The organism is Amycolatopsis sp. NPDC049159 (assembly GCF_040648295.1).
Taxonomy (GTDB): Bacteria; Actinomycetota; Actinomycetes; order Mycobacteriales; family Pseudonocardiaceae; genus Amycolatopsis; species Amycolatopsis pretoriensis_A.
Genome location: NZ_JBEZDL010000013.1, coordinates 185,277 through 210,857 on the forward strand (window position 1 = coordinate 185,277; position 25,581 = coordinate 210,857).

The window sequence follows — 25,581 nt, forward strand, 5'->3', positions numbered from 1 at the left end:
AACCAGTTTTGAGGTGAGAGCGGTGCGCGACACGCGGTCCGGGTGCCCGATCTCCCTGTCGCTGGAAATCTTCGGCGACCGGTGGACGCTGCTCGTGCTGCGTGACGTCGTCTTCGGCGGCGCCCGGCACTTCCGCGAGCTGCTCGGCGGTGCCGAGCGGATCTCGTCGAACGTGCTGGCGGACCGGCTCGGCGTGCTCGTCGAACACGGGCTGCTCACCCGGGCCGGCGACCCTTCGCACAAGCAGAAGGTCACCTACAGCCTGACCGAGCGGGCCATCGAGCTCGTCCCGGTGCTCGTGCAGCTCAGCGCGTGGGGCGTCCGGCACCTGCCGGTCGCCGACGAGTACGCCGCGCGCGCCGCGGTGCTCACGGACGGCGGTCCGCCGCTGTGGGAAGCCTTCATGGACGAGCTGCGCGAGGCCCACCTCGGAACCCGTCGCGGAGAAGCGCCGGACGGTCCCCCCGTCGCGGCGCGCCTGGCAGCGGCCTACACGGCGGCGCTGCCGGGCCGACGATCGGAGTGACGATGGAAACCCGGCTCGACGAACGGTTCAGCGACCCCGGTACCCGGGCCACGGACTGGGCCGAAACCGCGCGAGCGCTGGAAGCGGCGCAGATCAGCTGGCTCACCACGGTGCGGTCCGACGGCCGCCCGCACGTCACGCCGCTGGTCGCGGTGTGGCTGGACGGCACACTGCACTTCGCGACCGGCGAGACCGAGCAGAAGTACCTCAACCTGACCGCGAACCCGAACGTCGTGCTGACCACCGGCCGCGACTCCTGGGACGACGCGCTGGACGTCGTGGTCGAAGGCGTCGCCCGCCGCGTCAAGGGCCGCGCCGAGCTGACCCGGCTCGCCGAGGCCTGGCTGGCCAAGTGGGACGGCAGCTGGGTCTACGAGGCCACCGACGACGGCTTCCGGCAGGGCGGCCACGACGCCGCGGTGTTCGCGGTCGAGCCGGCGAAGGTCCTGGCCTTCGGCCGCAAGCGCACCACGACGGACGCCTCGATGCTGTCCACTGTGGAATTCACCCACACCAGCCATTCACCGGCGGGCGGCTGACCGGCCGAACACCCGGGCCAGTCCGCGCCGGGGTGCGCGGGTGCACAGCCGGCCGGCGACGGCGTCCTCCAGCAGGGCGCCGACCGTCTCCCGGGCGCACGCCTTGTTCGCGCCGATCCCGCCCGACGGGCCGCGCTTGATCCAGCCCGCGACGTACGTCCCGGGCGTGACCCGGCCCGAGACGTTCGGCACGGTCCCGGTTTCGGCGTCGAACGGCAGCCCCGCAACCGGCGCGCCGCGGAAGCCCGCGGCCCGGACCACCCGGCCCGCCGGGATCTCGGCGCCGCCGGAGGTGAGCACGCTGCGCACCTCGGTGTCGCCGGTGAACGCGACCGGCGAAGAGTGGAACCGCAGCACGGTCCGCCGTCCGTCCGGCGGTGGCGACGACCAGTCCACGGCCTCCCGCGGCAGCCCCCGGAGCAACGCGGCTTTCCCGTCCCCGCCGTCGATCGCCGCGGCGATGCGTGGGTCGTGGCCGTCCACGACGAGGTCGCCCCGGGCCGCCAGCGCCAGCAGTTCCGACCGCGTGTACGCGGCGTCCTCCGGGCCCCGGCGGGCCAGCACCACGACCTCGCGGACCTTGCTCGACCGCAGCTGAGCCAGGGCCGCCGGGGCAAGGGACGTACCGGCCAGCGAAGACGGATCCGCCGTCAGGATCCGGGCGACGTCGAGGGCCACGTTGCCGGTGCCCACCACGACCACCCGCTCGGCCGAGAGGTCGACGGCGTCCGGCGCGATGTCCGGGTGGCCGTTGTACCAGCCGACCACCGCGGCGGCCGGGAGGCTGCCGGGCAGGTCTTCGCCCGGGATGCCGAGGGGCCGGGCCTCCGTCGCGCCGACCGCGTAGATCACCGCGTCGTGGCGCTCGGCCAGCTCCGGACCGGCCTCGACGCCGAGCCGCAGGCGCAGCCGCGGGTGGTCGTGGAAGCGGGCGAACGTCTCGCCGATCTTCTTCGTCGACGGGTGGTCGGGCGCGACGCCGTAACGGATCAGCCCGCCCGCCGCCGGCAGCCGGTCGATGAGCGTGACCCGGGAATCGGTGTGCAGCAACAGGTCCTCGACCGCGTACATGCCCGCCGGCCCGGTGCCGACGACCGCGACGTCGAGCGGCGCGAAGTCGCTCGGGAGGATCCGGGCGAACGACGGCGGCGACCACCGGTGGAAGTTCGGCGCGACGGTGGCCTCGGCCAGCACGTCCCGCTCCGCGTAGTACTCCGCGTTGATGTCGGGGTAGGCCGCGAGCGGCCCGGTCAGGGCGCCGGCCGGGAAGATCGCGTCGACCGGGCACGCGTCGGCGCAGGCACCGCAGTCGATGCACGTGTCCGGGTCGACGTAGAGCATGTCGGTCGTGCCGAAGTCCGGCTCGTCCGGCGTCGGGTGGATGCAGTTGACCGGGCAGACCGACACGCAGGACGCGTCGGCGCAGCAGGTCTGCGTGATCGCGAACGCCATGTCAGATCAGGTTCGCGCGCTTGTAGAACCACAGCGACGGCTTGGTGAGCAGCCCGGCCGAGTGCAGGAACTCCATCAGCCCGGAGCAGCTCGAGCGCAGCATCGACTTGTGGTGTTCGTTCGCCTTCGCCTCGCGCCGCGCCCGCTTGCCGTCCAGCCCGGCGTTCTCGTACACCTTGGCGTTCACCATGCTGGTGACGATGAAGTACGACGCCACCGCGACGACGAAGCCGTTGATCTGGCGGCGCAGCCACCCGGCGCCTTCGAGCCGCTCGCGGGTCTCCTCGCGGGCGAACTTCATGTGCCGCGACTCCTCGACCACGTGGATGTTGTTGATGGTCCGCACGAACGGGACCACGCGCTCGTCGCGCATCCAGTCGCGCTGCATGACGTCGAGGACCTCTTCGGCGACGAGGATCGCCGCGTACGCCGCTTCCCCGGTCGCGGTGGCCTTGAAGACCCGGCCCAGTTCGACGACGAACCGGCGCGGCCGGTACGCGGGCGCGCGCAGCTTCGCGGCACCGCGGGCGAACATGATCGAGTGGCGGCACTCGTCGGCGATCTCGGTCAGCGCCCACTGGAACGCCGGGTCCGTCGGGTCCTTGCCGTAGAAGTCGCGCAGCACCATCTGCTGGAGGATCATCTCGAACCAGATCCCGGTGCTCGCCACCGACGCCGCCTCCTGGCGGGTCAGCTCGCGCTGCTGCCCGGGCGTCATTTCGGCCCAGTAGGAGGTCCCGTAGAGCGTGCTCCACTCCGGGCTCGCACCGTGGTAGTCGGTGTCGAGCGGCGTCTCCCAGTCGACCTCCTTGACGGGGTCGTAGGACAGCTGCTCCGACGAGTCGAGCAGCCGCCGCGCCACGGTCTCCCGGTCCGACACGCCCGCTTCGCCGATGCTCGTCATGGCCGACCTCCTCGTCAGGTGTTACCCAAGTTCACTGTTACCAACCGTAACACATACTTTCCCGCCCGCCAGCGGGCATCTGAGTGAACGGTTGTACACTCAGCTGGTGAAACCCCTGCCGTACGGCTCCGGGCTGCTCGGCCCGCTGGACCAGAACGTCACGGCGTTGCGGCGGCGGGTCCAGCGGCTGCTCACGGCCGCCCTGATCGCCACCAACGTCATCGGCGCACTGGTCGTGGTCGGGCTCGCGGCCCTGCTCATGCCGGCGCCGGGGATGTCCGCCGACCTCGTCCGCGTCACCGCGATCGCGGTACCCGTGTACGTCGTTTCGGCGGTCGTCGTCGGCACGCTGTGGGGCACCGGCGGCGCGTTGCGGACGCTGCACTGGGCGGCCGAGGGGCGCCGGCCCACCGACGCCGAACGCACCGCGAGCCTGCGCGTCCCGCTGCGGCTCACCGTGCTGCAGGCCGTGCTGTGGGGCGTCGCGACACTGGTGTTCGGCGGGCTCGCCGTCCTCGTCCAGCCGTCGGTGGCGCTGACCGAGCTCCTCGTCGTCGCCTTCGCCGCCGTCGTCGTCTGCGCGATCGCCTACCTGTTCGGCGAGTTCGCGCTGCGGCCGTACGCGGCACTGGCGCTGGCGGGCACGACGCCGCCGCGCCCGGTCACCGGCGGCGTCAACCTGCGGATGCTGCTGTTCTGGTGCCTGGGCACCGGGGTGCCGGTGGCCGGGCTGGTGGTGACCGCGGTGCTGGCCTGGGTCCGCGGCGACGTCTCGACGACGAAGCTGGCCGTGTCGGTGATCGTGCTCGGGCTGGTCGTGCTGTGCTTCGGCCTGCTGGTCACGGTGTTCACCGCCCGCGCGGTGGTCAACCCGATCACGTCGGTCCAGGACGCGCTGGGCCGCGTCCGGGCGGGCGAGTTCGCCGTGGAGATCCCGGTCTACGACGGCAGCGAGCTCGGCCTGCTGCAGGCGGGGTTCAACGGGATGGCGGCCGGGCTGGCCGAGCGCGAGCGAATGCGCGACCTGTTCGGCAGGCACGTCGGCCACGAGGTCGCGGTCGAGGCCATGCGCACGGCCACCGAGCTGGGCGGCACGGTGCGGACGGTGTCGGTGCTGTTCGTCGACCTCGTCGGCTCGACGGCGCTGGCCGCGAGCCGCCCGCCCGAGGAGGTCGTCGCCCTGCTGAACCGGTTCTTCGCCGTGGTGGTCGACGAGGTCGACCGGCACCACGGGCTGGTCAACAAGTTCGTCGGCGACGCCGCACTGGCGATCTTCGGGGTGCCGGCCCCGCTCGCCGACCACGCGACGTGCGCACTGGCCGCCGCCCGCGCGATCGCCCGCCGCCTGGCCGCGGAGGTCCCGGACGGCCCGGCCGGCCTCGGCGTGGCCACCGGCGACGCGGTCGCGGGCAACGTCGGCGACCCGCGCCGCTTCGAGTACACGGTGATCGGCGACCCGGTCAACGAAGCCGCCCGGCTGACGGAGCTGGCCAAGAACGCCCCCGCCCGCCTGCTGGCCTCCTGGACGGCGGTCGAGTCCGCCGCGGAGACCGAGGCGGCCCAGTGGGTGGCGAAGGAGGAAGTGGTGCTGCGCGGACGATCCCGCCCCACCACGCTCGCGTCGCCGAGGACTTAGCGCCGCGGGTCGATGTGGACCTTCGGCCCCGCACCGCCGGGCCGCTCCCCCGCCAGCACCGCGCCGACCCCGTCGAGGCCGACGGTCGCCCCCACCAGCGGGCGCGGGTCGACCGCTCCGCTCGCGTACGCCTCGATCGCCTCCGCCAGGCCCGGTGACGCCGACAGGACCCCGACGGCCGTGACGTCCTTGAAGACCAGCGCACGCGTGTCCACCCGGCTGGGGTCGCCCGACAGTCCGATGTAGACGACCCGCCCGGCCGGCTCCACGAGGTCCACCGCGAGCGCGGGCGCCGCGGCCGCGCCGGTGGCGTCGACGACCGCGTCGAACGGCAGGTCCGGCAGCGTCTCGCGGGTCCAGACGCCGGTGAAGCCCAGGCCGCGGGCGAAGTCCAGCGCGGCCACGCCCATCAGGTGCACCTCGGCACCCGCGGCCCGCAGGAACATCGCCGTCAGCAGCCCGATCGTGCCCGGCCCGAGCACGAGCACCCGGTCGCCGGGGCCGGCCTGGGCGGCCCGTGCCGCGCGCAGGGCGTTGCCGCCGGGTTCGACCAGGGCGCCGAGCACGGCGTCCACCGGGTCCGGCAGCGCGTGCAGCGACCACGCCGGCACGGCGAGCCGCTCGGCCAGCGCGCCCGGCCGGCCACCGCGGATGCCGACCTCCTCGCGCTGCTCGCAGGTGTGCTGGTGCCCCTTCCGGCACCGGCGGCACGTCCGGTCGCCGAGCATCGTGTCGCCCATGACCCGGCGGCCGAGCCAGGCGGGGTCGACGCCGTCGCCGATAGCCGAGACCGTGCCCGCCCATTCGTGCCCGAGCCGCATCGGGTAGGCGGCGTGGCCGTCGTGCAGGTAGGGCATCTCGCCGGTGAAGAACTCGACGTCGGTGCCGCACACGCCGGCGCGCTCGACGTCGACGACGACCTCACCCGGTGCCGCGGCCGGCGCGGGAACCTCCCGCACGGCGTACTCCCGGGGGCCGGTGAGCACGAACGCCCGCATGATCGAAGACATGGCAGGATGCTCGCACGCTTGCCCGCCGGTGGCGGTCTCGCCCGTCCACGCACGTTCGCCCTGACCCGGTCCGGGACGTCGTGAACGACCCGTTCACCGCGTCCGGCGCGGTGAACGACCCGTTCACGACGTTGCGAACCGCCGGACCGGCCGCGCGCCGGGCGGTTATTTTTCTCCCTTTCTCCGAATGAAGCGAAAATGAACCATCACATTCCGGCCGATACAACGGAATTCGTGTAACGGACCCCGGACGAATGCGACTAACGCGGTGATTCCGCTTCGTCCGGGGAGGCACCGTGGACGTCAAGACCGAACGGCCGTCCGCTCAGCAAGCGGCCGCCGCCGCGCGAGCCGGACGGCGGATCGTCGAACGGCGGGCCAAGATCGCGCTGCTGCGCACGCCCGGCGGGATCGCCAGGGCCGACGAGCCGCGCCGCGTGGCCACCCGGATCGACCGGCTCGCCCGCTACCACCCCGACGTGCGCCCGGTCAGCCCGGCGGCGATCGTGGCAGGCGAGCCCGCGGCGATGGCGGCCGCGGGCGCGATCCTCGAACGGATCATCCTCACCGACGACCTCCTCGGCGTCGGCTACCTCGAAGGCGGTGTCCGGGCGGCGTCGGCCGTGGGCCGGGTCAACATCCGTGACGACCGCGGCCGGCTCACCGGCTACGGCACCGGGTCGCTGGTGTCGCCGGAACTGCTGCTCACCAACCACCACGTGCTGCCCGACGCGGCGACCGCCGGGTTCAGCGTGATCGAGTTCGACTACCAGGACGGCGTCGACGGCCTGCCCCGGCCGGTGCGCGCGTTCCGGCTGGACCCCGGCCGCTTCTTCGTCGCGGACGAGGATCTCGACTTCGCGCTCGTCGCCGTGCAGGCGTCCGCGGACGACCTCGCCGCCTTCGGGTACAACCGGCTGATCGGCACCGAGGGCAAGGCGATCGTCGGCGACTTCGTCACCATCGTCCAGCACCCCCAGGGCGACAAGAAGAAGGTCGCGCTGCGGGAGAACCGCGTCGTCGACGTGCTGGAGCAGTTCCTGCACTACGAGACCGACACCGAACCCGGGTCGTCGGGCTCGCCGGTGTTCAACGACCAGTGGGAGGTCGTGGCGCTGCACCACGCGAGCGTCCCCACCGGCGACCACGCCGAGCTCGGCCGCTTCATCAACGAAGGCATCCGGGTCAGCAAGCTGCTGGCTTTCCTGCGCACGCACCGGTTCCCGGCCGAGCAGCAGGCCCTCGTCGACCGGCTGGCCGGCCGCGCCCTGCCCGTGGCGGCCGCCCGGCCGGAGACCGGCCGGATCGACCCGGACTACTCGAACCGCGAGGGCTACGACCCGGCCTTCCTGCCCGGGCACGCCGTGCCGCTGCCCGCCCTGCCCGAGGCCCTCGTGCCGCTGGCCGCGCTCAACCGGCAGGCCACCGCCGAACCGCGGTACGTGCTGCCGTACCACCACTTCAGCGTCGTGCTGCACAAGGAGCGGCGGCTCGCGCTGTTCACCGCGGTCAACATCGACGGGCGCACCAGCCGGTCACTGCACCGCGAAGCCGATCACTGGTCGCTGGACCCGCGCGTCGAGGAGGCCGAGCAGGTCGGTGAGGAGATCTACCGGGCCAACCCGCTCGACCGCGGCCACCTGGTCCGCCGCCTCGACCCGGCGTGGGGTGCGACCGAAGCGATCGCCCAGCTGGGCAACGACGACACGTTCCACTTCACGAACTGTTCGCCGCAGCACAAGGACTTCAACCAGAACAAGACCACGTGGGCCGGGCTCGAGGACTACGTGCTGAACAACGCGGACAACCACGACCTCAAGGTCACCGTGCTGACCGGCCCGGTGCTGGCCGAGGACGACGACCGCTACCGCGGGGTGCGGTTGCCGCGCCAGTTCTGGAAGGTCGTCGCGATGGTGAAGACCGACGGCACGCTCTCGGCGACGGCCTACCTGCTGAGCCAGGAGGAACTGATCAAGGGACTGGAGCTGGCGGGCGAGTTCAGCTACGGCGCCTACCGCACCTACCAGGTCCCGGTCCGGCGCGTCGCCGAGCTGACCGGGCTGTCGTTCGGCGAGCTGCCGGACGCGGACCCGTTGGCGCAGCAGGAATCCACGCGCGAGGTGCGCGAGATCGGCGGTCCGGCGGACCTGGTGCTATGACCAGGGCGTGACCGGCCGCGGCTGCCGCTCCCCGTCCAGGAAGACGTCGACGCGTTCGGTCAGGAAGGCGATGTACCCGGCGACGTCCCGCGCGTCGGACAGCGGTTCGCCGTACGTCCAGGCGAGATCGGGGTGCGCGCCCACCGACCAGTAGCTCGCGTGTCCTTTGTAGGCGCACGTGGTGCGGGTGCCCGACGGGGTCAGCAGCTCCATCCGGACGTCTTCGCGCGGCAGGTAGTAGCGGGTGGTGATGCCGGTTTCGAACAGCATCCGGGGCGCGGCCGAGTCGGCCACGACGACGCCGTCGACCTCGATCCGGACCCGGCTGTCGCCGCGCCGGACGTCGATGCGCGAGAACGGGTCCCGCGGATGGCCGACGATCGGTTCGGCTTCCTCGAGCCACTCGTCGAAGGCGGCGAAGTCGAGGACGACGTGCTCGCCCAGGTCGGGGTCGGCGGGCCGGAAACCCGCGCCCGGCAGCGTCACGCCGTCGCCGGCCAGGGTCAGCGGCTCGCCCGCGCACGTGTGCACGGCGAACGCGGTCCGCGGGTCGAGGACCGGCGGGCCGCCCTCGGCCAGCCGGACCGGGTGCTCCGGCGCCGCCGCGGTGTCCGCGGGGGCCGGGGTCGCGCGCAGGTCCGCGAGCGGGAACGCGTACGAGGGCACCACCCGCTTCGGTTCCCAGACCAGCACGGCCCGGCGCGAGTCGGCGAACGTCCGTCCACTCGCGACCGCCCGCACCCGCTTCGCCACCGGTTCGTAGCGCAGTTCGGCCAGGTCGCCGGTGAACCGCGCACCCATGCGTGTCGCCATCGGTCCACGATCCGCGCCGGACGACGCCGGCGTCAACTCCCGCGCAGGATCTCGTACGCGTGACGGCGGTGCACGGCGAAGAGCTCGAGCGCCGCGTCGAGGTCACGCGCCCGCAGCGCCTCGGCGAGCTCGCGGTGCTCGGCCGGGATGCCGTCGAGGTAGCCCTCGGCCTCGACGCCGATCCGGGTCAGCAGGAACAGGTGCACCTGCGAGCGGATCGCTTCCCACGCTTCGCGCAGGCGCCGGTGGCCGGCGGCGGCGTAGACCGCGTCGTGGAACGCGAGGTCGCAGCGGACCATTTCGTGCGCGTCGGCGGCCCGTTCCATCCGGCCGACGACGGCGTCGACCTCGGCCAGGTCGGGCGCGCGCTCGACCACCAGGGCGACGGCGAGCTGTTCGAGCGCCGCCCGCAGGCTGTCCAGCTCGGCGACGTCCGCGTCGGACAGCGCGGTGACCGTGGTGCCCCGGTGCCACTCGCTGCGGACGAGCCCCTCGCGCTCCAGTTTGAGCAGCGCTTCCCGCACCGGCCCGCGGCTGACGCCCAGCGCTTCCGCGAGCTCCACCTCCCGCAGCGCGCTGCCCGGCGCGTAGACACCGCCGAAGATCGCGTCGCGGACGCGGTCGGCCACCTCGTCGGCCAGCCCGCGCCGGCGCGCGGGGGCCACTTGAGCACTCATGTCGTAATGTTAACATCCAGACATGACTCTCCCTCGCTTCCACCTCGCGATGCCCGTCGACGACCTCGCCGCCGCCCGCCGCTTCTACGGCGAAGTCCTCGGCCTCGAACCGGGCCGCAGCGCCGACACCTGGGTCGACTGGAACCTGCACGGGCACCAGTTCGTGACGCACCTGGCGCCGTCCCGGCCGGAGCGGGTGCACAACCCGGTCGACGGCCACGACGTGCCGGTGCCGCACTTCGGGCTGCTCCTGACCGTCGAGGAGTTCCACGCCCTGGCCGAGCGGCTGCGCGCGGCCGGGACGGCGTTCGTGATCGAGCCCTACCTCCGGTTCGCAGGGCAGCCCGGTGAGCAGTGGACGATGTTCCTGCTCGACCCGGCCGGGAACGCCCTGGAGTTCAAGGCGTTCGCCGACGACTCACAGGTCTTCGCGGTCTGAGGCGGACCCGCGCAGCGAGCCCGGGTGCGCCTTCGCCCCGGGGTCGCGGCGGGTCTTGAGCAGGCTGGCGACGGTCACCACGGCCAGCACGCCGATGATCACCGCGAGGCTGACCGGGGTGGCGATTTCCGGGACGCGCTCGTCGAGGTCGACGTGCGCCCAGTGCAGGATCAGCTTCACCCCGATGAACGCGAGGATCACCGCGAGCCCGGCCGAGAGGTAGACGAGCCGGTCGAGCAGGCCCTTCACGAGGAAGTACAGCGCGCGCAGGCCCAGCAGCGCGAAGGCGTTCGCGGCGAAGACGATGAACGGCTCGTCGGTCACCCCGAACACCGCCGGGATCGAGTCCAGCGCGAACAGCAGGTCGACGCCGCCGATCGCGACCAGGACGACCACCAGCGGGGTGACGAGCCGCCGCCCGCCGGCCGTGGTGGTCAGCCGGCCGCCGTCGTAGGTCTCCGACACCGGCAGCAGCCGCCGCGCGGTGCGCACGACGAGGTTGTGCTCGATGTCGGGGTCGGCGTCGCGGTGCCGGAACAGCTGGACGCCGGTGAAGATCAGCAGCAGGCCGAACAGCAGGAACATGAAGGAGAACAACGCGAGCAGGGCCGCGCCGAGCGCGATGAAGAGCCCGCGCATCACCAGGGCGAGGATGATCCCGAACGTGAGCACCTTGTGCTGGTGCTCCTCCGGGACCGCGAACGTCGTCATGATGATCACGAACACGAAGAGGTTGTCGACCGACAGGCTCTTCTCGACGATGTAGCCGGCGAAGTACTCCGCACCGAACTCGCCGCCGTGGGCGAGCGCCAGCCAGACGCCGAACGCCACCGCGACGAGGATGTAGCCCACCGACCAGGCGACGGCCTCGCCGAACCCGACCCGGTGCGGCCGGACCGCGGCGAGCACGAGGTCGACGGCCAGCAAGGCCAGGACGATGCCGATGGTGACGAGCCACGTGCCGGCCCCGATGCCCATCCGTTCCCCCGCTCCCGCGTGCTTGCGGCGATCGTAAGGGCGGGCCCGCCACCGCGCACCCGGACTCCACTGTGGACGGTCAGGGCGCGGTCAGGTCGGCCGCGGCGAGCGGCACGTCCGGGTCGAGGGTGACGCCGCCCGCGCGCAGGGTGTCGTCGACGATCCCCCAGACCCAGCGCGCCAGCAGGGCGGCCAGCTCGGCGCGGGTGACGCCGCGGGGGTTCTCGAGCCAGCGCGAGGTGCTCGTCTCCACCAGGCCGACGAGCCCGAAGGAGACGGCCTCGCAGACGCGGGTGTCCATGCCGAAGAGCCCGAGGTAGTGCTCGAAGACGACGGTGAGCTGCCGGGCGATGGCGGTCTTGCCGTCGGCGAAGACGTCGGGGGCGCCGTCCATGCCGTGCCGGGTCAGGTAGCGGTAGAGCGAGCCGTGCTCGGCCAGCCAGCGGGTGTGCGCGCCGATCGCCGTCCGGATCAGGTCCATCGGCGTGCCGGCGGGGCTCCACAGCGGCGCGAACTCGGTGGTGATCAGCTCCGCCACCCGGCCCGCGATGGCGTGCTGGAGGTCGGCGGCGCCGTCGAAGTGCCGGTAGAGCCGCGTGCGGGCGACGCCGGCTTCGTCGGCGATCTGCTCGGTGGACACCTCGGGCCCGTACCGCGCGATGGCGCGCAGGCCCGCCTCGACGAACTCGCCGCGACGGCGTTCCCGCTGCCCGGCCCACCGCGCGGCCCGCCCATCCGGCGGCCGCGGTCTGTCCGTCGATGTCATCGGCACGGAGTGTACCGGCGCGACGCTATCGCGTACACTGCCGTACCTCTTACTTTGGGTGCAGCGTGGTCACGGAGAGTACCGATGAGGACAGCAAACGAGGACCCGCCGGACGCGGAACTGCTCGCCGCCCTCCGCGCCGGCGACCTCGCCGCGGGCGGCCTCCTGTTCCGCCGCCACGAGGGCCCGTTGCGCCGCATCGCCGGCAGCTGGGCGAACCAGCCCGCCGAGCGCGACGATCTGGTGGCCGAGGCCTTCACCCGGGTCCTGGCCGTGGTCCGCGCCGGCGGCGGCCCGGACGGCGACCTGCGCCCGTACTTGGTCGTGACGATGCGGAACCTGGTGTCCCGCTGGGGAAAGCAGGGCAGCCGGGTCGAGCTGTGCGAGACGGTCCCCGAGGCTCGCGCGACCTGCGGAGCCGATGAGCGGGCGCTGCACCGGTCGAACGAGAAGCTGGTGTGGACGGCGTACTGCACGCTGCCGGGGCGGTGGCGGACGGTGCTGTGGCGCACCGAAGCCGAGGGCGACACCCCGACGGAGGTCGCTCCCCTGCTCGGACTTTCACCCAACAGTGTGGCGGCGCTGGCGATGCGGGCGCGGGAAGGGCTGCGGCAGGCGTACCTGCAGGTCCAGGTGCCGGACGCGGAGGAGCCGATCTGCCGCGAGCCCCGGCGGCGGATGGGAGCCTGGGTCCGCGGGGCGTTGTCGCCCCGGCGAGCGACGGCGATCGCGGAGCACATCGCCCGCTGCGCCCCCTGCCGCACGGTGGCCAGCGGCCTGGACGAGGCCAACCGCGAACTCCCGGCGACGGCGGCCCGCCTCACCGGCTGACCCCGGACTGGTTTCGAACCGGCTGCTGCGGACAACGCAACCCCTCGGTCGAGCGCCGGACGCGGTGCGGGGGCCCCGGGGGTTGCGGGAAGGTTGCCCCACCCCCCACCAGGCGGGTTACCGTGAGGCCACGGCCCAGGAGGTGGCGGTGGACGAAGGCGTCTGCGCGGTCCGGCCCGGCACCGACGTCGCCGGGCACGCCCGGCTGCTCGCGGGCATCCACGACGCCGTCCTGGCCGGCAAAGCGCCCCGGACCGCGCCACGCCTGCTCGTCGAACGGTCCTGGCGCCGCGTGGCCGCGCAAGGCGTCGATCCCGACCGGCCGCCCGCGCCCGATCCCCTCGGCGCCGCCGAAGTCGAACGGCGCCGGACCGGCTGCCGGCTGCACGAAGTGCTGCCCGAGCTGCGGGGCGCGCTGACGTCGGTCGCCGAAGACGCGCACCACCTCATGGTCGTCACCGATGCCGACGGCGTCGTCCTGTGGCGGGAAGGGGCGCGCCGGGTGCGGCACCGCGCCGACTCGCTCGGGTTCACCGAAGGGGCCACCTGGTCGGAGCCCGCCATCGGGAGCAACGCGATCGGGACCGCGCTGGCCGAGGCCGCGCCCGTGCAGATGTTCGCCGCCGAGCACTTCGTGCGGTCGCACCACGCCTGGGCCTGCACCGCCTACCCCCTGCACGACCCGCGGACCGGGGAGCTGCTCGGCATCGTCGACGTCAGCGGGCCGGCCGAGACCGTGCACCCGATGACGGTCGCGCTGGTCGGCACGTCCGTGCGGCTCGCCGAAGCCCTCCTGTGGCAGCGGCACGAAGCCCGGCTCCACGGGCTCCGGCAGCTGTCCGGGCACGTCCTCACCGGCGGTCCCGGGCTGGTCGTCGACGACCACGGCTGGGTCGCCGCGCACCGCGGGGTGCCGGGGCTCGACCGGGTCGCCGCGCCGAGCCCGGGAGTCCCGGTCGCGGTGCGCGGGCTCGGGACGTGCGAACCCGAGCCGGTGCCCGGGGGCTGGCTGCTGCGGCCGAGCCGGCGCGGACCGCTGCGGCTCACGCTCGAACTCGGGCCGCCGCGGGCGATCGTCGAAGGCTCGGCGCGGTGGACGCACCCGCTCGGGCGGCGCCAGGCCGAGCTGCTGCGGCTGATCGCGACCGCGGGTCCGGCCGGGGTGTCGGCCGCGCAGCTGTCGGAAACCGTTTACGGCGACCGCACGCACGTGGTGACCGTGCGCGCCGAGCTGTCGCGGCTGCGCAAGCTCGTCGGCGGCCTGCTGCTCGCCCGCCCGTACCGGCTCGCGCCCGGCGTCGAAGTCGTCGTGCAACCTTAGGGCAACCCTTACGCGGACCCCGGCCGCCGGGGTTGGCTGCCCTCAACGCGCCGCCGACGACGACGGTGCCCGAGACGGGGAGGTCCGCTCATGACCCAGACCCTCGAACCCGCCGCGGCGCTCGGTGCCCGGCAGCGCGTCGACGGCTGGCTCGCCGACTTCGAGGCCGCGCTCGCGGCCCGGGACGCCGACCGGGCCGCCGCCCTCTTCGCCACGACGTCGTTCTGGCGCGACCTGGTCGCCTTCACCTGGAACCTCAAGACCGTCGAAAACCGTGACGGCGTAAAAGATCTGCTGCTCGCCACGATGGAAACCACCGACGCGAGCGGCTTCCACGCCACCGAAGAACCGACCGGAAGCGACGGCGTCGTCGAGGCGTGGATCGGCTTCGAAACCGCGGCCGGCCGCGGACGCGGGCACCTGCGGCTCACCGACGAAGGCGCGTTCACGCTCCTCACCACGCTGCACGAGCTGAAGGGCCACGAGGAGCCGCTCGGCACCGCCCGGCCCAAGGGCGCCGAACACGGCGTCAACCGCGACCGCGTCACCTGGTCCGAAGCGCGGGACGCGGAAGCGACGGAGCTGGGCACGACGCGGCAGCCGTACGTGCTCGTCATCGGCGGCGGCCAGGGCGGGATCGCGCTGGGCGCCCGGCTGCGCCAGCTCGGCGTGCCGCACGTGGTCGTCGACCGGTACGCCCGCCCCGGCGACCAGTGGCGCGGCCGCTACAAGTCGCTGTGCCTGCACGACCCGGTCTGGTACGACCACCTCCCCTACCTCGACTTCCCGCGCAACTGGCCGGTCTTCGCGCCGAAGGACAAGATCGCCGACTGGCTCGAGATGTACACGAAGGTCATGGAGGTCAACTACTGGTCGTCGACGACCTGCCGGAGCGCCTCCTACGACGAGGAAGCGAAGGAATGGACGGTCGTCCTCGACCGCGACGGCGAAGAGGTCGTCCTCAAGCCGAAGCAGCTGGTGCTCGCGACCGGCATGTCGGGCAAGCCGAACATCCCGGTGCTGCCCGGCCAGGACCGCTTCCGGGGCGAGCAGCACCACAGCTCCCAGCACCCCGGCCCGGACGCCTACCGCGGCAAGAAGGCCGTGGTCATCGGGTCCAACAACTCGGCGTTCGACATCTGCGGCGCGCTGTGGGAGGCCGGCGCCGACGTCACCATGGTCCAGCGCAGCTCCACGCACATCGTGAAGTCCGACTCCCTGATGGACCTCGGCCTGGGCGACCTCTACTCCGAGCGCGCGCTGGCCGCCGGGATGACGACGCAGAAGGCGGACCTGACGTTCGCCTCGCTCCCCTACCGGATCATGCACACCTTCCAGCAGCCGGTGTACGCCGCGATCAAGGAGCGCGACCAGGAGTTCTACGACCGCCTCGAGGCCGCGGGTTTCCGCCACGACTGGGGCGACGACGACTCCGGCCTGTTCATGAAGTACCTGCGCCGCGGCTCGGGCTACTACATCGACGTGGGCGCCGCGGACCTGGTGGCCGACGGCGAGGTCAAGCTCGCACACGGCCAGGTCACCGAGCTGACGGAGAACTCGGTGAAGCTCGACGACGGCACGGAGCTGGAAGCGGACCTGGTCGTCTACGCCACCGGGTACGGCTCGATGAACGGCTGGGCCGCGGACCTGATCAGCCAGGAGGTCGCCGACAAGGTCGGCAAGGTGTGGGGCCTGGGCTCGGACACCACGAAGGACCCGGGCCCGTGGGAAGGCGAGCAGCGGAACATGTGGAAACCCACGCGGCAGGAGGGGCTGTGGTTCCACGGCGGGAACCTGCACCAGTCCCGCCACTACTCGCTTTACCTCGCGCTGCAGCTCAAGGCCCGCGCCGAAGGCCTGCCGACGCCGGTGTACGGGCTGCAGGAGGTGCACCACCTGGCCTAGCAGCCGAGCGCGCGCACGGGATCGCCGAACAGGAGGGCGGTCCCGTGCGCTCGCTTGAAGTACAGGTGGGCGTCGTGTTCCCAGGTGATCGCGATGCCGCCGTGCAGCTGGATCATTTCCGCGGCCGCGTGCGAAAACGCTTCGCCGCACACGACTTTCGCGGTCGACACCGCTTCCGCGTCACCGTCCACAATGGCCGCGTACAACGCCGAGCGCGCGGCCTCGACGTGGACGTGGACGTCGGCCATCCGGTGCTTCAACGCCTGGAAGGACCCGATCGGGCGGCCGAACTGACGGCGTTGCTTCGTGTACTCCACTGTCAGTTCCAGCGCCCGGGCCGCCGCGCCGACCTGCTCCGCGGCCACCGCGATCACCGCCGTGTCGAGCACCTGCCGCAACGGCCGGTCGAACCCGCCGGTGTCGAGGCGCCGGGCCGGGGTCGAGGCGAAGTCCACGACGGCCAGCCTGCGGGTCGGGTCGAGGGTGGTCACGTGCTCGCGGTGAACGCCGTCCAGCGGCACTTCGAAGAGCCCGGTGCCGTCCGAAGTGCGGGCCACGGCCAGGAGGACGCCCGCGAGGTCGCCGTCCAGGACGTAGTGGGCGCGGCCGTCGAGGCCGGTGGGCGACGCGGTCAGCTCCGGTGTCCAGTTCTCGCCGGACCAGGCCAGCGCGGCGAGGGTGGTGCCCGCGGCGATGCCGGGCAGCAACCGTTCGCAGGCTTCGTCGTTGCCGGCGCGGAGCAGGGCCTCGCCGCAGAGCAGCGCCGACCCCAGCAGCGGCGACGGCGTCAGCGTCCGGCCGAGTTCCTGCAGCACCACGCACGATTCGGCGAGTCCCGCGCCCGCGCCGCCGTAGTGCTCCGGGATGGCGAGGGCGGCGACGCCGATCTGCTCGCACAGCGTCGACCACAGCTTGTCGTCGTAGCCCAGCGGCGAGTCCATCGCGGCCCGCACCGCCGATCGGCGGGTCAGCAGCGCCCGGACGGCCTCCCGCAGGGCACGCGCCTCCTCGGTGTCCATCGGGTCGGTCATCGCAGCACCCGGTCGCGGTGGAACGACCCGGTCCCCCACGCCCCGGCCAGCGCGCGGACCTTCGTGAGCCGCAGGCCGAGGTCGTGTTCGGCGGTGTAGCCGATGGCGCCGTGCACCTGCAGCGCGGTCCGCGCGGCCAGGCAGGCGGCGTCGGCGGCCATGACCTTGGCCGCCGAGACGTCCCTGGCGAACGTCCCCCCGGCGACGGCCGCGCCGTGGAGCAGCGGCCGCGCCAGTTCGAGCCGGGTGACGACGTCGGCGAGCAGGTGCTTGATCGCCTGGTACTCGCCGATGGCGCGGCCGTACTGGCGGCGCTGCTTGGCGTAGGCGACGGAGGTGTCCAGGAGCCATTGACCCGCACCGAGGAGCTGCGCGGCCACCGCGAGCACGCCGAGGTCGGGCACGGGTCCCGCGGCCGCGCCGGGGACCCGGAACAGGCGCCGGACCGGGTCGATCGAGCGGACCGCTTCCGCCGCGGTGAGTTCCGCGCCGGTCAGGTCCAGGACCACGCCGGCGACGTCGGCGTCGAGGGCGAGGGGGACTTCCGGCGGGGCGACGACGGTGGCCAGGAGGTCGCCCTCGGCGAGGGCGGTCAGCTTGGCGCCGGTCAGCAGCGCCGGGGCGACCGCGGCCGACTCGGCGAGCGGGCCAGGGACCGCGTGGTAACCCAGTGCTTCGAAGGCGACGACCAGGTCGACCGGGCCGGCGCCGAGACCGCCGTCGTCCTCGCCCACGAGCAGCGCGAACACCCCGACGTCGGCGAGCGCGCGCCAGAGCTTGAGGCCGCGGTCGTGCTCCCCGGCCGCCCACGCCCGGGCGGTGGTCGCGGTGTCCGCCCCGCCGAGCAGCTCGTGCAGCGTCGCGGAGAACTGCCGGTGTTCCGGCGAAAGCTGGAACCTCATCGGCGGGCCTCCCTCGGGAGCTTCAGCAGCCGCTCGGCGATCGTGTTCCGCTGGATCTGGTCCGTGCCGCCGTAGATCGGCCCGGCGAGGGAGAACAGGTAGCCGTTCACCCAGTCCTGGTCCGTTTCCCCGGCCGGGCCGAGGACGTCGAGCGCGGTCTCGTGCAGTTCGACGTCGAGGTGGGACCAGAAGAGCTTGTTCACGCTGGACTCCGGGCCCAGCTCGCCGCCCTCGGCGAGCCTGCTCACCGTCCCGAACGTGTAGAGCTGGTAGGCCCGCGCCCCGATCCACGCGTCGGCCACGCGGTCCTTTGTGGACTCCGGCTCGTCCTGCGCGCGCCACAGGCCGACGAGCCGATCGGCGGCGGCGAGGAACCGGCCGGGGCTGCGCAACGACAGGCCGCGCTCGTTGTTGGCCGTCGTCATCGCGACCCGCCACCCCTGCCCGGCTTCGCCGATCACGTCGGCGTCGGGCACGAACACGTCGTCGAAGAAGATCTCCGCGAACCCGGGTTCCCCGTCCAGCTGCGGGATCGGCCGCACGGTGACGCCGTCGGCACGCAGGTCGGCCATGAAGTACGTCAGCCCGTGGTGGCGCTGCGCGGCCGGGTCGGTGCGGAACAGGCCGAACGCCCGATCGGCGAAGGCGGCCCGCGAACTCCACGTCTTCTGCCCCGACAGCAGCCAGCCGCCGTCGGTGCGCACGGCCGTGCTGCGCAGCGCGGCGATGTCGCTGCCCGCCTCGGGTTCCGACCACGCCTGTGCCCAGATCTGCTCGCCGCGGGCCATCGGCGGGAGGATCCGGTCGCGCTGCTCCTGCGTGCCGTGGGCGAACAACGTCGGGCCGAGCATGAAGATGCCGTTCTGGCTCACCCGGCCCGGCGCGCGGGCGGCGTAGTACTCCTCCTCGAACAGCAGCCACTGCAGCATCGAAGCGTCCCGGCCGTGGTACTCGGCCGGCCACGACACGACCGACCACCGCGCCTCGGCCAGCTGCGCTTCCCATTCCCGGTGCGCCGCGAAGCCTTCCGCGGTGTCCATCGACGGCAGCACCCGCACGTGCGAAGCCAGCCATTCCCGGGCCTCGTCGCGGAAAGCCGCCGAAGCCCCGTCGATGTCGAGGTCCATCAGCCCCCCTTGTTCGCGTCGCGCATCGACCGCGCCGACTGGCCGCCGAGCGCGTCATCCGAGGTCTCCGCGTTGTGGGCGTGCGCGAAGTGGTGCAGCCCGAACACCGAGTCCATTCCGGACCGCAGCCCCATCAGGTCCTCGGCCTGGTTGACCGCCTTCTTCGCCAGCGCCAGCCCGAACGACGGCATCCCGCTGATCTTCTCCGCCAGCGCCAAGGTGTGCTCTTCCAGCTCCGCGCGCGGCACGATCCGGGTGACCATGCCCCATTCCTTGGCCTGCTGCACGGTGAACCGTTCGCCGGTGAACAGCACTTCCTTCGCCGCGCGGGGCCCGAGCACCCACGGGTGCGCGAAGTACTCGACACCCGGGATCCCCATGCGCACCACGGGATCGGCGAAGAACGCGTCGTCGGCCGCCACGATCAGGTCGCACACCCACGCCAGCATCAGCCCACCGGCGATGCACGCGCCCTGCACGCTGGCGATCATCGGCTTCGGGATTTCCCGCCACCGGCGGCACATCCCGAGGTACACCTCGGACTCGCGGGCGAACCGCTGGTCGCCGCCCACCTTGTCGGTGTGGTCCCACCACATCACGGCGCGCCGGTCGAACGGCTGGTCCGCGTCCCGGCCCGGGCTGCCGATGTCGTGCCCGGCGGAGAAGTGCTTGCCCGCCCCCGCCAGCACGATCACCTTGACCTCGGGGTCGTTCACCGCGGCCGTGAAGGCGTCGTCCAGCGCGTACGTCATCGCGGAGTTCTGGGCGTTGCGGTAGTCCGGCCGGTTCATCGTGACGACCGCGACCGGCCCGCGCCGCTCGGAACGGACCACCGGTTCACTCATGCGTTCTCCTCGGTCAGCAGCCGCTTCAGCACCTTGCCGGAAGCGTTGCGGGGCAGTGCGTCCACGAACTCGACGGACCGCGGGGTCTTGTAGTTGGCGAGCCGGTCGCGGCAGAACGCGACGACCGCCTCGGCCGTCAGCCCGGTGCCGACGACGAAGGCCTTGCCGACCTCGCCGAGCCGCCCGTCCGGGACGCCGACGACGGCGACGTCGCGGACGCCGTCCAGTTCGGTCAGCGCGTGCTCGACCTCGGCCGGGTAGACGTTGAAGCCGCCGCAGATGTACATGTCCTTGAGCCGGCCGGTGATCGTCAGGTTGCCGGCCTCGTCGAGCTCGCCGACGTCCCCGGTGTGCAGCCAGCCTGCTTCGTCGACGGCTTTCGCGGTGGCTCCGGGGTCGTCGAGGTAGCCGAGCATCACGTTCGGGCCGCGGACGACGATCTCGCCGGGCGAGCCGTGGATCGCGACTTCGAACCCGGCGGTCGCGCGGCCGGACGTCCGGGACACCAGCTCGGCGTCGTCGCCGGGGCGGCACATCGTCACCACGACGGCTTCGGTGAGGCCGTAGGCGGTGAGCACGATCTCGAACCCCAGCTCGGCCCGCATCCGCCGGACCAGGGACGCGGGGACGGTGGCCGCCCCGGTCACCGCGAGCCGCAGCGACGGCAGGTCGCCCCGGCGTTCCTGGAGCAGGGACTGGAAGATCGTCGGCGCGCCGGGCAGCACGGAGATGCGCTCCCGCTCGATGAGGGCCAGTGCCGCGCGGACGTCGAACACGGCTTGCGGGACGATCGTCGCGCCGGTCAGCAACCCGACCAGGATCCCGGCCTTGTAGCCGAAGCTGTGGAAGAACGGGTTGATCACCAGGTAGCGGTCGTCGGCGGTGACCCGCCCGCAGTCCGCCCACGCGGCCGCGACGCCGACCGCCTGGCGGTGGGCCGAGAGCACGCCCTTGGACCGGCCGCTGGTGCCCGAGGTGAACAGGATGTCGCTGACGTCGTCCGGCCGTACCGCGTCGGCCCGCGCTTCAGCCTCGGCGAGGGACACACGCTCGGCGAGCCCGAGGAACTCGTCCCAGCCGAGGGTGCCCTCGACCGGCCGGTGCGGCTCTTCCAGGGCCACCCGGACGACGGTGCCGAGGTCGGGCAGCTGCGCCCCGGTCGCCCGGACGGCGGCGTAGCGGTCGGTGCCGAGGAAGTCCGCGGCCACGACCAGCGCCTTCGCCCGGCCGCGGACGAGCAGGTCGACGGTCTCGGCGGCGGTGAACCGGGTGTTGACCGGCACCAGCGTCGCGCCCGCGTAGAGCGCGCCCAGCGCCGTGAGGACCCAGTGGTGGGTGTTCGGCAACGTGATCGCGACGCGGTCGCCGGGCTCGACGCCGCGGGCGAGGAAGGCTCGCGCGACCGTTCGAACACGTTCCAGAAGCTGGTCGAAGCCGAGCCTCAGCTCCCCGTCGACCAGGGCCTCCGTGGAACCGAACTTATCGGCAGCGTCCCGGACGACGGCCGGGATCGTGGTTCTTCCCACCACACCCTCCTCTGGACCGGCAAACTAGAACGTGTTCTCATTACCCTAGGTGCCGGACCGGCCCGGCAGCAAGGAGGCGTGCGTGGAAGCGACGGGATTCCGCCGTGAAGTCGCCGGCTGGCTGGCCGCCAACCTGACCGGCGAGTTCGCCCGGCTGCGCGGCCTGGGCGGCCCGGGACGCGAGCACGAGGAGTTCGACCTGCGGCTGGCCTGGGAACGCCACCTCGCCGCCGCGGGCTGGACCGGCGTCGGCTGGCCCGTCGAGCACGGCGGCCGCGGGCTGTCCCTGGCCGAGCAGGTCGCCTTCCACGAGGAGTACGCCGCTTCCGGCGCCCCCGCCCGCGTCAACCACATCGGCGAACAGCTCCTCGGCCCGACGCTGATCGCGTTCGGCACACCGGAGCAGCGATCCCGGTTCCTGCCGAAGATCCTCGCCGTCGAGGAGCTGTGGTGCCAGGGCTACTCCGAGCCCGGCGCCGGCTCCGACCTCGCCGCCGTCTCGACGTCCGCGGTCCGGCGCGACGGCGAATGGGTCGTCAACGGCCAGAAGATCTGGACTTCGCTGGCGCACGTGGCCGACTGGTGCTTCGTCGTCGCCCGCACCGAACCCGGCTCCCGGCGTCACCACGGCCTGTCCTACCTGCTGGTGCCGCTGCGCCAGGACGGCGTCACCGTGCGGCCGATCCAGCAGCTCACCGGCACGTCGGAGTTCAACGAAGTCTTCTTCGACGACGCCCGTACCGACGCCGGCCTCGTCGTCGGCGAACCCGGTGAGGGGTGGAAGATCGCGATGGCCACCCTCGGGTTCGAACGCGGGGTGTCGACGCTCGGCCAGCAGATCGGCTTCCGCCGCGAACTCGACGACATCACGGCCGAGGCCGAACGGCTCGGCACCTACGACGACCCGCTGCTGCGCGCCGACCTCGCCCGCGCCCGGATCGGCCTGCGCGTCCTGCGGGCCCACGCCCTGCGGACGCTCGGACAGGCCGCAGGGCCGGAAGTCGCCGTCGGCAAGCTCCTGTGGGCGCAGTGGCACCGCGGCCTGGGCGAACTGGCCATGCGCGCCCGCGGAGCGCGTTCGCTCACCTCGGCCACCACCGAACTGGACGACTGGCAGCGCCTCTACCTGTTCACCCGCGCCGACACCCTCTACGGCGGCTCGGACGAAATCGAACGGAACATCATCGCCGAGCGCGTCCTCGGCCTGCCCCGGGAGGCCCGCCCGTGATCCCGAACTACCCACCCGGCCACGACCTGCTCGCCGGCAAGGTCGTCGTGGTCACCGCCGCGGCCGGCACCGGCATCGGCTCGGCCGTGGCCAAGCGCTGCCGGGAGGAGGGCGCGAAAGTCGTCATCAGCGACTGGCACGAGCGGCGGCTGAAGGAGAAGGCCGCCGAACTCGGCGACGTGCACGCCATCCCGTGCGACGTCACGCGGGAAGACCAGGTCCAAGCCCTCATCGACGGCGCCGTCGAGCACTACGGGCGCATCGACGTCATGGTCAACAACGCCGGGCTCGGCGGCACGAAGTCCGTGCTGGACATGACCGACGACGAGTGGTCCCGCGTCCTCGACATCACGCTCACCGGCACCTTCCGCTGCACCCGCGCGGCGCTGAAGCAGTTCGTAGCCCAGGGTGGCGGCGGCGCGATCGTCAACAACGCGTCGGTGATCGGCTGGCGCGCCCAGGCCGGGCAGGCGCACTACGCGGCCGCGAAGGCCGGGGTCATGGCGCTCACCCGCTGCTCCGCGCTCGACGCCGCCGAACACCACGTCCGGGTCAACGCCGTCGCCCCCAGCCTCGCGATGCACCCCTTCCTCGCCAAGGTGACCAGCGACGAACTCCTCGAAGACCTCACGAAACGCGAGGCGTTCGGCCGCGCCGCCGAACCGTGGGAGGTCGCCAACGTCATGGTCTTCCTCGCCAGCGACTACGCCGGTTACCTCACCGGCGAAGTCGTCTCCGTCAGCAGCCAGCACCCCTAGGAGCGCCCGTGCCCGAAGCCTTCCTCCTCGACGCGGTCCGCACCCCGGTCGGCCGGCGCGGCGGCGCCCTGTCCGGGTGGCACTCCGCCGACCTCGGCGCGCACGTCATCCAGGCGGTCGTCGCCCGCGCGGGCGTCGACCCGGACCTCGTCGACGACGTCATCCTCGGCTGCACCGACACGCTCGGCCCGCAGTCGGGCAACATCGCGCGCACGGCGTGGCTGGCGGCGGGGTTCGGCGACCACGTACCGGGGGTGACGGTCGACCGGCAGTGCGGGTCGAGCCAGCAGGCCGTCCACTTCGCCGCGCAGGCGGTCATGTCGGGGACGCAGGACCTGGTGCTGGCGGGCGGCGTGCAGAACATGAGCCGCATCCCGATCAGCGCGGCCATGCTGGCCGGGCGCGAACACGGCTTCGAAGACCCGTTCTCCGGGTCGAAGGGCTGGCAGGAGCGCTACGGCAGCGTCGAGGTCTCGCAGTTCCGCAGCGCGGACATGATCGCCTCGCACTGGGACATCAGCCGGGAGACCATGGAGGAGTACGCCTTCCACAGCCACCAGCGGGCCATCGCCGCCGTCGACTCCGGGCGGTTCGACGCGGAAATCGCGCCGGTCGACGGCTTCCGGCACGACGAGGGGCCGCGCCGGGACACGTCGCTGGAGCGGATGCGCGGGCTGAAGCCGCTCGCTCCGGAGTCCCGGCTGACCGCGGCCGTGGCCAGCCAGATCTCCGACGGCGCGAGCGCGGCCCTGCTGGCGTCCGCGTCGTTCGTCGAGGAGCACGGCCTGACGCCCCGGGCACGGATCCACCACCTGTCGGTGCGCGCCGCGGACCCGGTGTGGATGCTGACCGGCCCGATCCCGGCCACCGCGCACGCACTGCGCCGCGCCGGGCTCACGATCGGCGACATCGACCTGTTCGAGGTCAACGAAGCCTTCGCCAGCGTCGTGCTGGCGTGGCTGGACGAAACCGGCGCGGACCCCGACCGGGTCAACGTGAACGGGGGCGGCATCGCCCTCGGCCACCCGATCGGGGCCACCGGCACCAAGCTCCTGGCGACGCTCCTGCACGAACTGGAACGCCGCGGCGGCCGCTACGGCCTGCAGACGATGTGCGAAGGCGGCGGCACCGCCAACGTCACCATCATCGAACGCCTGTCGTGAGTGTTCAGGCGGGTGCTAACCCGCCTGAACACTCACGACGTCAGGCGAGCTCGCGCAGCTTCGGCAGGACGTCCTCGGAGAACTGGCTCAGGAACCGCTCCTGGTCGTGGCCCGGGCCGTGCACGACCAGGTGGTTCAGGCCCGCGTCCACGTACGGCTTGACCAGCGCCACGGCCTCGTCCGGGTCGGACGCCACGATCCAGCGCTTCGCGACCTGCTCGATCGGCAGCTCGTTGGCCAGCCGCTCCATCTCGTCGGCCGACGAGATCGTGTGCTTCTGCTCCGCCGTCAGCGACAGCGGGGCCCAGAAGCGCGTGTTCTCCAGCGCCTTCTCCGGGTCGCGGTCGTAGGAGATCTTGACCTCGATCATCCGGTCGATGTCCTTGACCTCGCGCCCGGCGGCTTCCGCGCCCTCGGCCACGGCCGGCATCAGCTTCTCGGTGTAGAGGTCCATGCCCTTGCCCGAGGTGCAGATGAAGCCGTCGCCCGCGCGGCCCGCGTACTTGGCCACCACCGGGCCGCCCGCGGCGATGTACACCGGCAGCGGCTGGTCGGGGCGGTCGTAGATCCGCGCGTCGACGAGCTTGTAGTACTCGCCGTCGTGCGAGACGTTGTCCTCGGTCCACAGGCGGCGCATCAGCGTGATCGCCTCGCGCAGCCGCGCGAACCGCTCCTTGAACTCCGGCCACTCCATGCCGGAGACGGCGATCTCGTTGAGCGCCTCGCCGGTGCCGACCCCGAGGATCACCCGGCCCTCCGAAAGCAGGGACATCGACGCGAACGCCTGCGCGATCACCGCCGGGTTGTACCGGAACGTCGGGGTCAGCACGCTCGTGCCGATCTGCACCCGGTTCGTCCGCTCCGCCACCGCCGGGATGAACGCCAGCGCCCACGGCGCGTGCCCGCCTTCGTGCCGCCAGGGCAGGAAGTGGTCGGCCACCCAGACCGAGTCCAGGCCGACCTCCTCGGCGCGCACGGCGAACTCGACCAGGTCGCGCGCCCCGAACTGCTCCGGCGACGCCTTGTAACCGACCTTGAGCGCCAC

The 25,581-nt window shown here is 72.7% G+C and carries 24 protein-coding genes; 11 read left to right on the plus strand and 13 right to left on the minus strand.

Annotated elements, in window-relative coordinates; translation table 11 throughout:
* Positions 1-22 precede the first annotated feature (22 nt).
* Both AB0B33_RS24930 and AB0B33_RS24935 read left to right on the plus strand, forming a co-directional pair.
* A complete protein-coding gene (locus tag AB0B33_RS24930) occupies positions 23-526 on the plus strand; it encodes a helix-turn-helix domain-containing protein (RefSeq protein ID WP_360775961.1) in 504 nt (167 codons plus the stop codon).
* Positions 527-528: 2 nt separating this feature from the next.
* Positions 529-1,065, plus strand: coding sequence for a pyridoxamine 5'-phosphate oxidase family protein (locus AB0B33_RS24935; RefSeq protein WP_360775964.1), 537 nt, complete (start codon positions 529-531; stop codon positions 1,063-1,065).
* Here the strand turns inward: AB0B33_RS24935 and AB0B33_RS24940 are convergent.
* Positions 1,048-2,517 carry an FAD-dependent oxidoreductase gene (locus tag AB0B33_RS24940; RefSeq protein WP_360775967.1) on the minus strand — a complete coding sequence of 490 codons (1,470 nt, stop codon included), beginning with the start codon at positions 2,515-2,517 and terminating at the stop codon, positions 1,048-1,050. The genes AB0B33_RS24935 and AB0B33_RS24940 overlap by 18 nt on opposite strands.
* Before the next feature lies 1 nt (position 2,518).
* Entirely contained in the window at positions 2,519-3,421 is a 903-nt protein-coding gene (locus tag AB0B33_RS24945) for a diiron oxygenase (protein WP_360775970.1), read from the minus strand.
* A gap of 106 nt (positions 3,422-3,527) precedes the next feature.
* On the opposite strand from AB0B33_RS24945, the gene AB0B33_RS24950 reads away from it, so the two are divergent.
* Positions 3,528-5,057 (plus strand): adenylate/guanylate cyclase domain-containing protein, encoded by a 1,530-nt coding sequence (locus tag AB0B33_RS24950; protein ID WP_360775974.1) that lies wholly within the window; start codon positions 3,528-3,530, stop codon positions 5,055-5,057.
* Here AB0B33_RS24950 and AB0B33_RS24955 read toward each other — a convergent pair.
* Positions 5,054-6,067: an alcohol dehydrogenase catalytic domain-containing protein gene (locus AB0B33_RS24955; RefSeq protein WP_360775977.1), complete on the minus strand. Its 1,014-nt coding sequence runs from the start codon at positions 6,065-6,067 to the stop codon at positions 5,054-5,056. The genes AB0B33_RS24950 and AB0B33_RS24955 overlap by 4 nt on opposite strands.
* Before the next feature lie 296 nt (positions 6,068-6,363).
* Between AB0B33_RS24955 and AB0B33_RS24960 the strand changes: the two genes are divergently transcribed.
* Entirely contained in the window at positions 6,364-8,226 is a 1,863-nt protein-coding gene (locus tag AB0B33_RS24960; protein ID WP_360775980.1) for a DNA/RNA non-specific endonuclease, read from the plus strand.
* Here the strand turns inward: AB0B33_RS24960 and AB0B33_RS24965 are convergent.
* Positions 8,221-9,039 (minus strand): DUF427 domain-containing protein, encoded by an 819-nt coding sequence (locus AB0B33_RS24965; protein ID WP_360775983.1) that lies wholly within the window; start codon positions 9,037-9,039, stop codon positions 8,221-8,223. The genes AB0B33_RS24960 and AB0B33_RS24965 overlap by 6 nt on opposite strands.
* 32 nt (positions 9,040-9,071) lie before the next feature.
* On the minus strand, positions 9,072-9,716 hold the full coding sequence (locus AB0B33_RS24970) for a GntR family transcriptional regulator (protein WP_360775986.1): 645 nt from the start codon (positions 9,714-9,716) through the stop codon (positions 9,072-9,074).
* A gap of 22 nt (positions 9,717-9,738) precedes the next feature.
* On the opposite strand from AB0B33_RS24970, the gene AB0B33_RS24975 reads away from it, so the two are divergent.
* A complete protein-coding gene (locus AB0B33_RS24975) occupies positions 9,739-10,155 on the plus strand; it encodes a VOC family protein (RefSeq protein WP_247024255.1) in 417 nt (138 codons plus the stop codon).
* Here AB0B33_RS24975 and AB0B33_RS24980 read toward each other — a convergent pair.
* Complete coding sequence (locus AB0B33_RS24980; protein WP_360775990.1) at positions 10,135-11,133, minus strand: TerC/Alx family metal homeostasis membrane protein; 999 nt, start codon at positions 11,131-11,133, stop codon at positions 10,135-10,137. The two genes, AB0B33_RS24975 and AB0B33_RS24980, sit on opposite strands and share 21 nt — an antisense overlap.
* A gap of 79 nt (positions 11,134-11,212) precedes the next feature.
* On the minus strand, positions 11,213-11,899 hold the full coding sequence (locus AB0B33_RS24985; protein ID WP_247024257.1) for a TetR/AcrR family transcriptional regulator: 687 nt from the start codon (positions 11,897-11,899) through the stop codon (positions 11,213-11,215).
* Positions 11,900-11,983: 84 nt separating this feature from the next.
* Here AB0B33_RS24985 and AB0B33_RS24990 point away from each other — a divergent pair, with 84 nt between their 5' ends.
* From AB0B33_RS24990 to AB0B33_RS25000, 3 genes are all read left to right on the plus strand, one after another.
* Positions 11,984-12,730 (plus strand): sigma-70 family RNA polymerase sigma factor, encoded by a 747-nt coding sequence (locus tag AB0B33_RS24990; RefSeq protein WP_360775994.1) that lies wholly within the window; start codon positions 11,984-11,986, stop codon positions 12,728-12,730.
* A 148-nt stretch (positions 12,731-12,878) separates the two neighbouring features.
* Positions 12,879-14,051 carry a GAF domain-containing protein gene (locus AB0B33_RS24995; protein ID WP_360775997.1) on the plus strand — a complete coding sequence of 391 codons (1,173 nt, stop codon included), beginning with the start codon at positions 12,879-12,881 and terminating at the stop codon, positions 14,049-14,051.
* Between the two features lie 90 nt (positions 14,052-14,141).
* Positions 14,142-15,956, plus strand: a complete 1,815-nt coding sequence (locus tag AB0B33_RS25000; protein ID WP_360776000.1) for an NAD(P)/FAD-dependent oxidoreductase — start codon at positions 14,142-14,144, stop codon at positions 15,954-15,956.
* On the opposite strand, the gene AB0B33_RS25005 is transcribed toward AB0B33_RS25000, so the two are convergent.
* The 5 genes from AB0B33_RS25005 to AB0B33_RS25025 are packed head-to-tail and all read right to left on the minus strand — an operon-like array spanning position 15,953 to position 21,387.
* Positions 15,953-16,987: an acyl-CoA dehydrogenase family protein gene (locus tag AB0B33_RS25005; RefSeq protein WP_360776003.1), complete on the minus strand. Its 1,035-nt coding sequence runs from the start codon at positions 16,985-16,987 to the stop codon at positions 15,953-15,955. The two genes, AB0B33_RS25000 and AB0B33_RS25005, sit on opposite strands and share 4 nt — an antisense overlap.
* Positions 16,984-17,889, minus strand: coding sequence for an acyl-CoA dehydrogenase family protein (locus AB0B33_RS25010; protein WP_360776006.1), 906 nt, complete (start codon positions 17,887-17,889; stop codon positions 16,984-16,986). Before AB0B33_RS25010 ends, AB0B33_RS25005 begins: the two co-directional genes overlap by 4 nt.
* The gene (locus AB0B33_RS25015) at positions 17,886-19,016 is read right to left on the minus strand and encodes an acyl-CoA dehydrogenase family protein (protein WP_360776009.1); all 1,131 of its coding nucleotides are present in this window, start codon (positions 19,014-19,016) and stop codon (positions 17,886-17,888) included. The genes AB0B33_RS25010 and AB0B33_RS25015 overlap by 4 nt, the downstream gene beginning before the upstream one ends.
* Complete coding sequence (locus AB0B33_RS25020; RefSeq protein ID WP_360776012.1) at positions 19,016-19,861, minus strand: enoyl-CoA hydratase; 846 nt, start codon at positions 19,859-19,861, stop codon at positions 19,016-19,018. Before AB0B33_RS25020 ends, AB0B33_RS25015 begins: the two co-directional genes overlap by 1 nt.
* Entirely contained in the window at positions 19,858-21,387 is a 1,530-nt protein-coding gene (locus AB0B33_RS25025; protein ID WP_360776015.1) for a FadD3 family acyl-CoA ligase, read from the minus strand. Before AB0B33_RS25025 ends, AB0B33_RS25020 begins: the two co-directional genes overlap by 4 nt.
* Positions 21,388-21,469: 82 nt before the next feature.
* Between AB0B33_RS25025 and AB0B33_RS25030 the strand changes: the two genes are divergently transcribed.
* From AB0B33_RS25030 to AB0B33_RS25040, 3 genes are read left to right on the plus strand one after another with little or no spacing between them, the layout of a single operon-like run.
* Positions 21,470-22,615: an acyl-CoA dehydrogenase family protein gene (locus AB0B33_RS25030; RefSeq protein WP_360776018.1), complete on the plus strand. Its 1,146-nt coding sequence runs from the start codon at positions 21,470-21,472 to the stop codon at positions 22,613-22,615.
* A complete protein-coding gene (locus AB0B33_RS25035) occupies positions 22,612-23,373 on the plus strand; it encodes an SDR family oxidoreductase (protein ID WP_360776021.1) in 762 nt (253 codons plus the stop codon). The genes AB0B33_RS25030 and AB0B33_RS25035 overlap by 4 nt, the downstream gene beginning before the upstream one ends.
* Positions 23,374-23,381: 8 nt before the next feature.
* On the plus strand, positions 23,382-24,536 hold the full coding sequence (locus AB0B33_RS25040) for an acetyl-CoA C-acetyltransferase (RefSeq protein ID WP_360776023.1): 1,155 nt from the start codon (positions 23,382-23,384) through the stop codon (positions 24,534-24,536).
* Positions 24,537-24,576: 40 nt separating this feature from the next.
* Here AB0B33_RS25040 and fgd read toward each other — a convergent pair whose 3' ends face one another.
* Positions 24,577-25,581 carry a glucose-6-phosphate dehydrogenase (coenzyme-F420) gene (fgd, locus tag AB0B33_RS25045; RefSeq protein WP_247025167.1) on the minus strand — a complete coding sequence of 335 codons (1,005 nt, stop codon included), beginning with the start codon at positions 25,579-25,581 and terminating at the stop codon, positions 24,577-24,579.

Coding starts and splice junctions, on each gene's coding strand:
- AB0B33_RS24935 (WP_360775964.1), top strand. CDS start 529: ATGGAAACCCGGCTCGACGAACGGTTCAGCGACCCCGGTACCCGGGCC.
- AB0B33_RS24940 (WP_360775967.1), bottom strand. CDS start 2,517: ATGGCGTTCGCGATCACGCAGACCTGCTGCGCCGACGCGTCCTGCGTG.
- AB0B33_RS24945 (WP_360775970.1), bottom strand. CDS start 3,421: ATGACGAGCATCGGCGAAGCGGGCGTGTCGGACCGGGAGACCGTGGCG.
- AB0B33_RS24955 (WP_360775977.1), bottom strand. CDS start 6,067: ATGTCTTCGATCATGCGGGCGTTCGTGCTCACCGGCCCCCGGGAGTAC.
- AB0B33_RS24965 (WP_360775983.1), bottom strand. CDS start 9,039: ATGGCGACACGCATGGGTGCGCGGTTCACCGGCGACCTGGCCGAACTG.
- AB0B33_RS24970 (WP_360775986.1), bottom strand. CDS start 9,716: ATGAGTGCTCAAGTGGCCCCCGCGCGCCGGCGCGGGCTGGCCGACGAG.
- AB0B33_RS24975 (WP_247024255.1), top strand. CDS start 9,739: ATGACTCTCCCTCGCTTCCACCTCGCGATGCCCGTCGACGACCTCGCC.
- AB0B33_RS24980 (WP_360775990.1), bottom strand. CDS start 11,133: ATGGGCATCGGGGCCGGCACGTGGCTCGTCACCATCGGCATCGTCCTG.
- AB0B33_RS24985 (WP_247024257.1), bottom strand. CDS start 11,899: ATGACATCGACGGACAGACCGCGGCCGCCGGATGGGCGGGCCGCGCGG.
- AB0B33_RS24990 (WP_360775994.1), top strand. CDS start 11,984: ATGAGGACAGCAAACGAGGACCCGCCGGACGCGGAACTGCTCGCCGCC.
- AB0B33_RS25000 (WP_360776000.1), top strand. CDS start 14,142: ATGACCCAGACCCTCGAACCCGCCGCGGCGCTCGGTGCCCGGCAGCGC.
- AB0B33_RS25005 (WP_360776003.1), bottom strand. CDS start 16,987: ATGACCGACCCGATGGACACCGAGGAGGCGCGTGCCCTGCGGGAGGCC.
- AB0B33_RS25010 (WP_360776006.1), bottom strand. CDS start 17,889: ATGAGGTTCCAGCTTTCGCCGGAACACCGGCAGTTCTCCGCGACGCTG.
- AB0B33_RS25015 (WP_360776009.1), bottom strand. CDS start 19,016: ATGGACCTCGACATCGACGGGGCTTCGGCGGCTTTCCGCGACGAGGCC.
- AB0B33_RS25020 (WP_360776012.1), bottom strand. CDS start 19,861: ATGAGTGAACCGGTGGTCCGTTCCGAGCGGCGCGGGCCGGTCGCGGTC.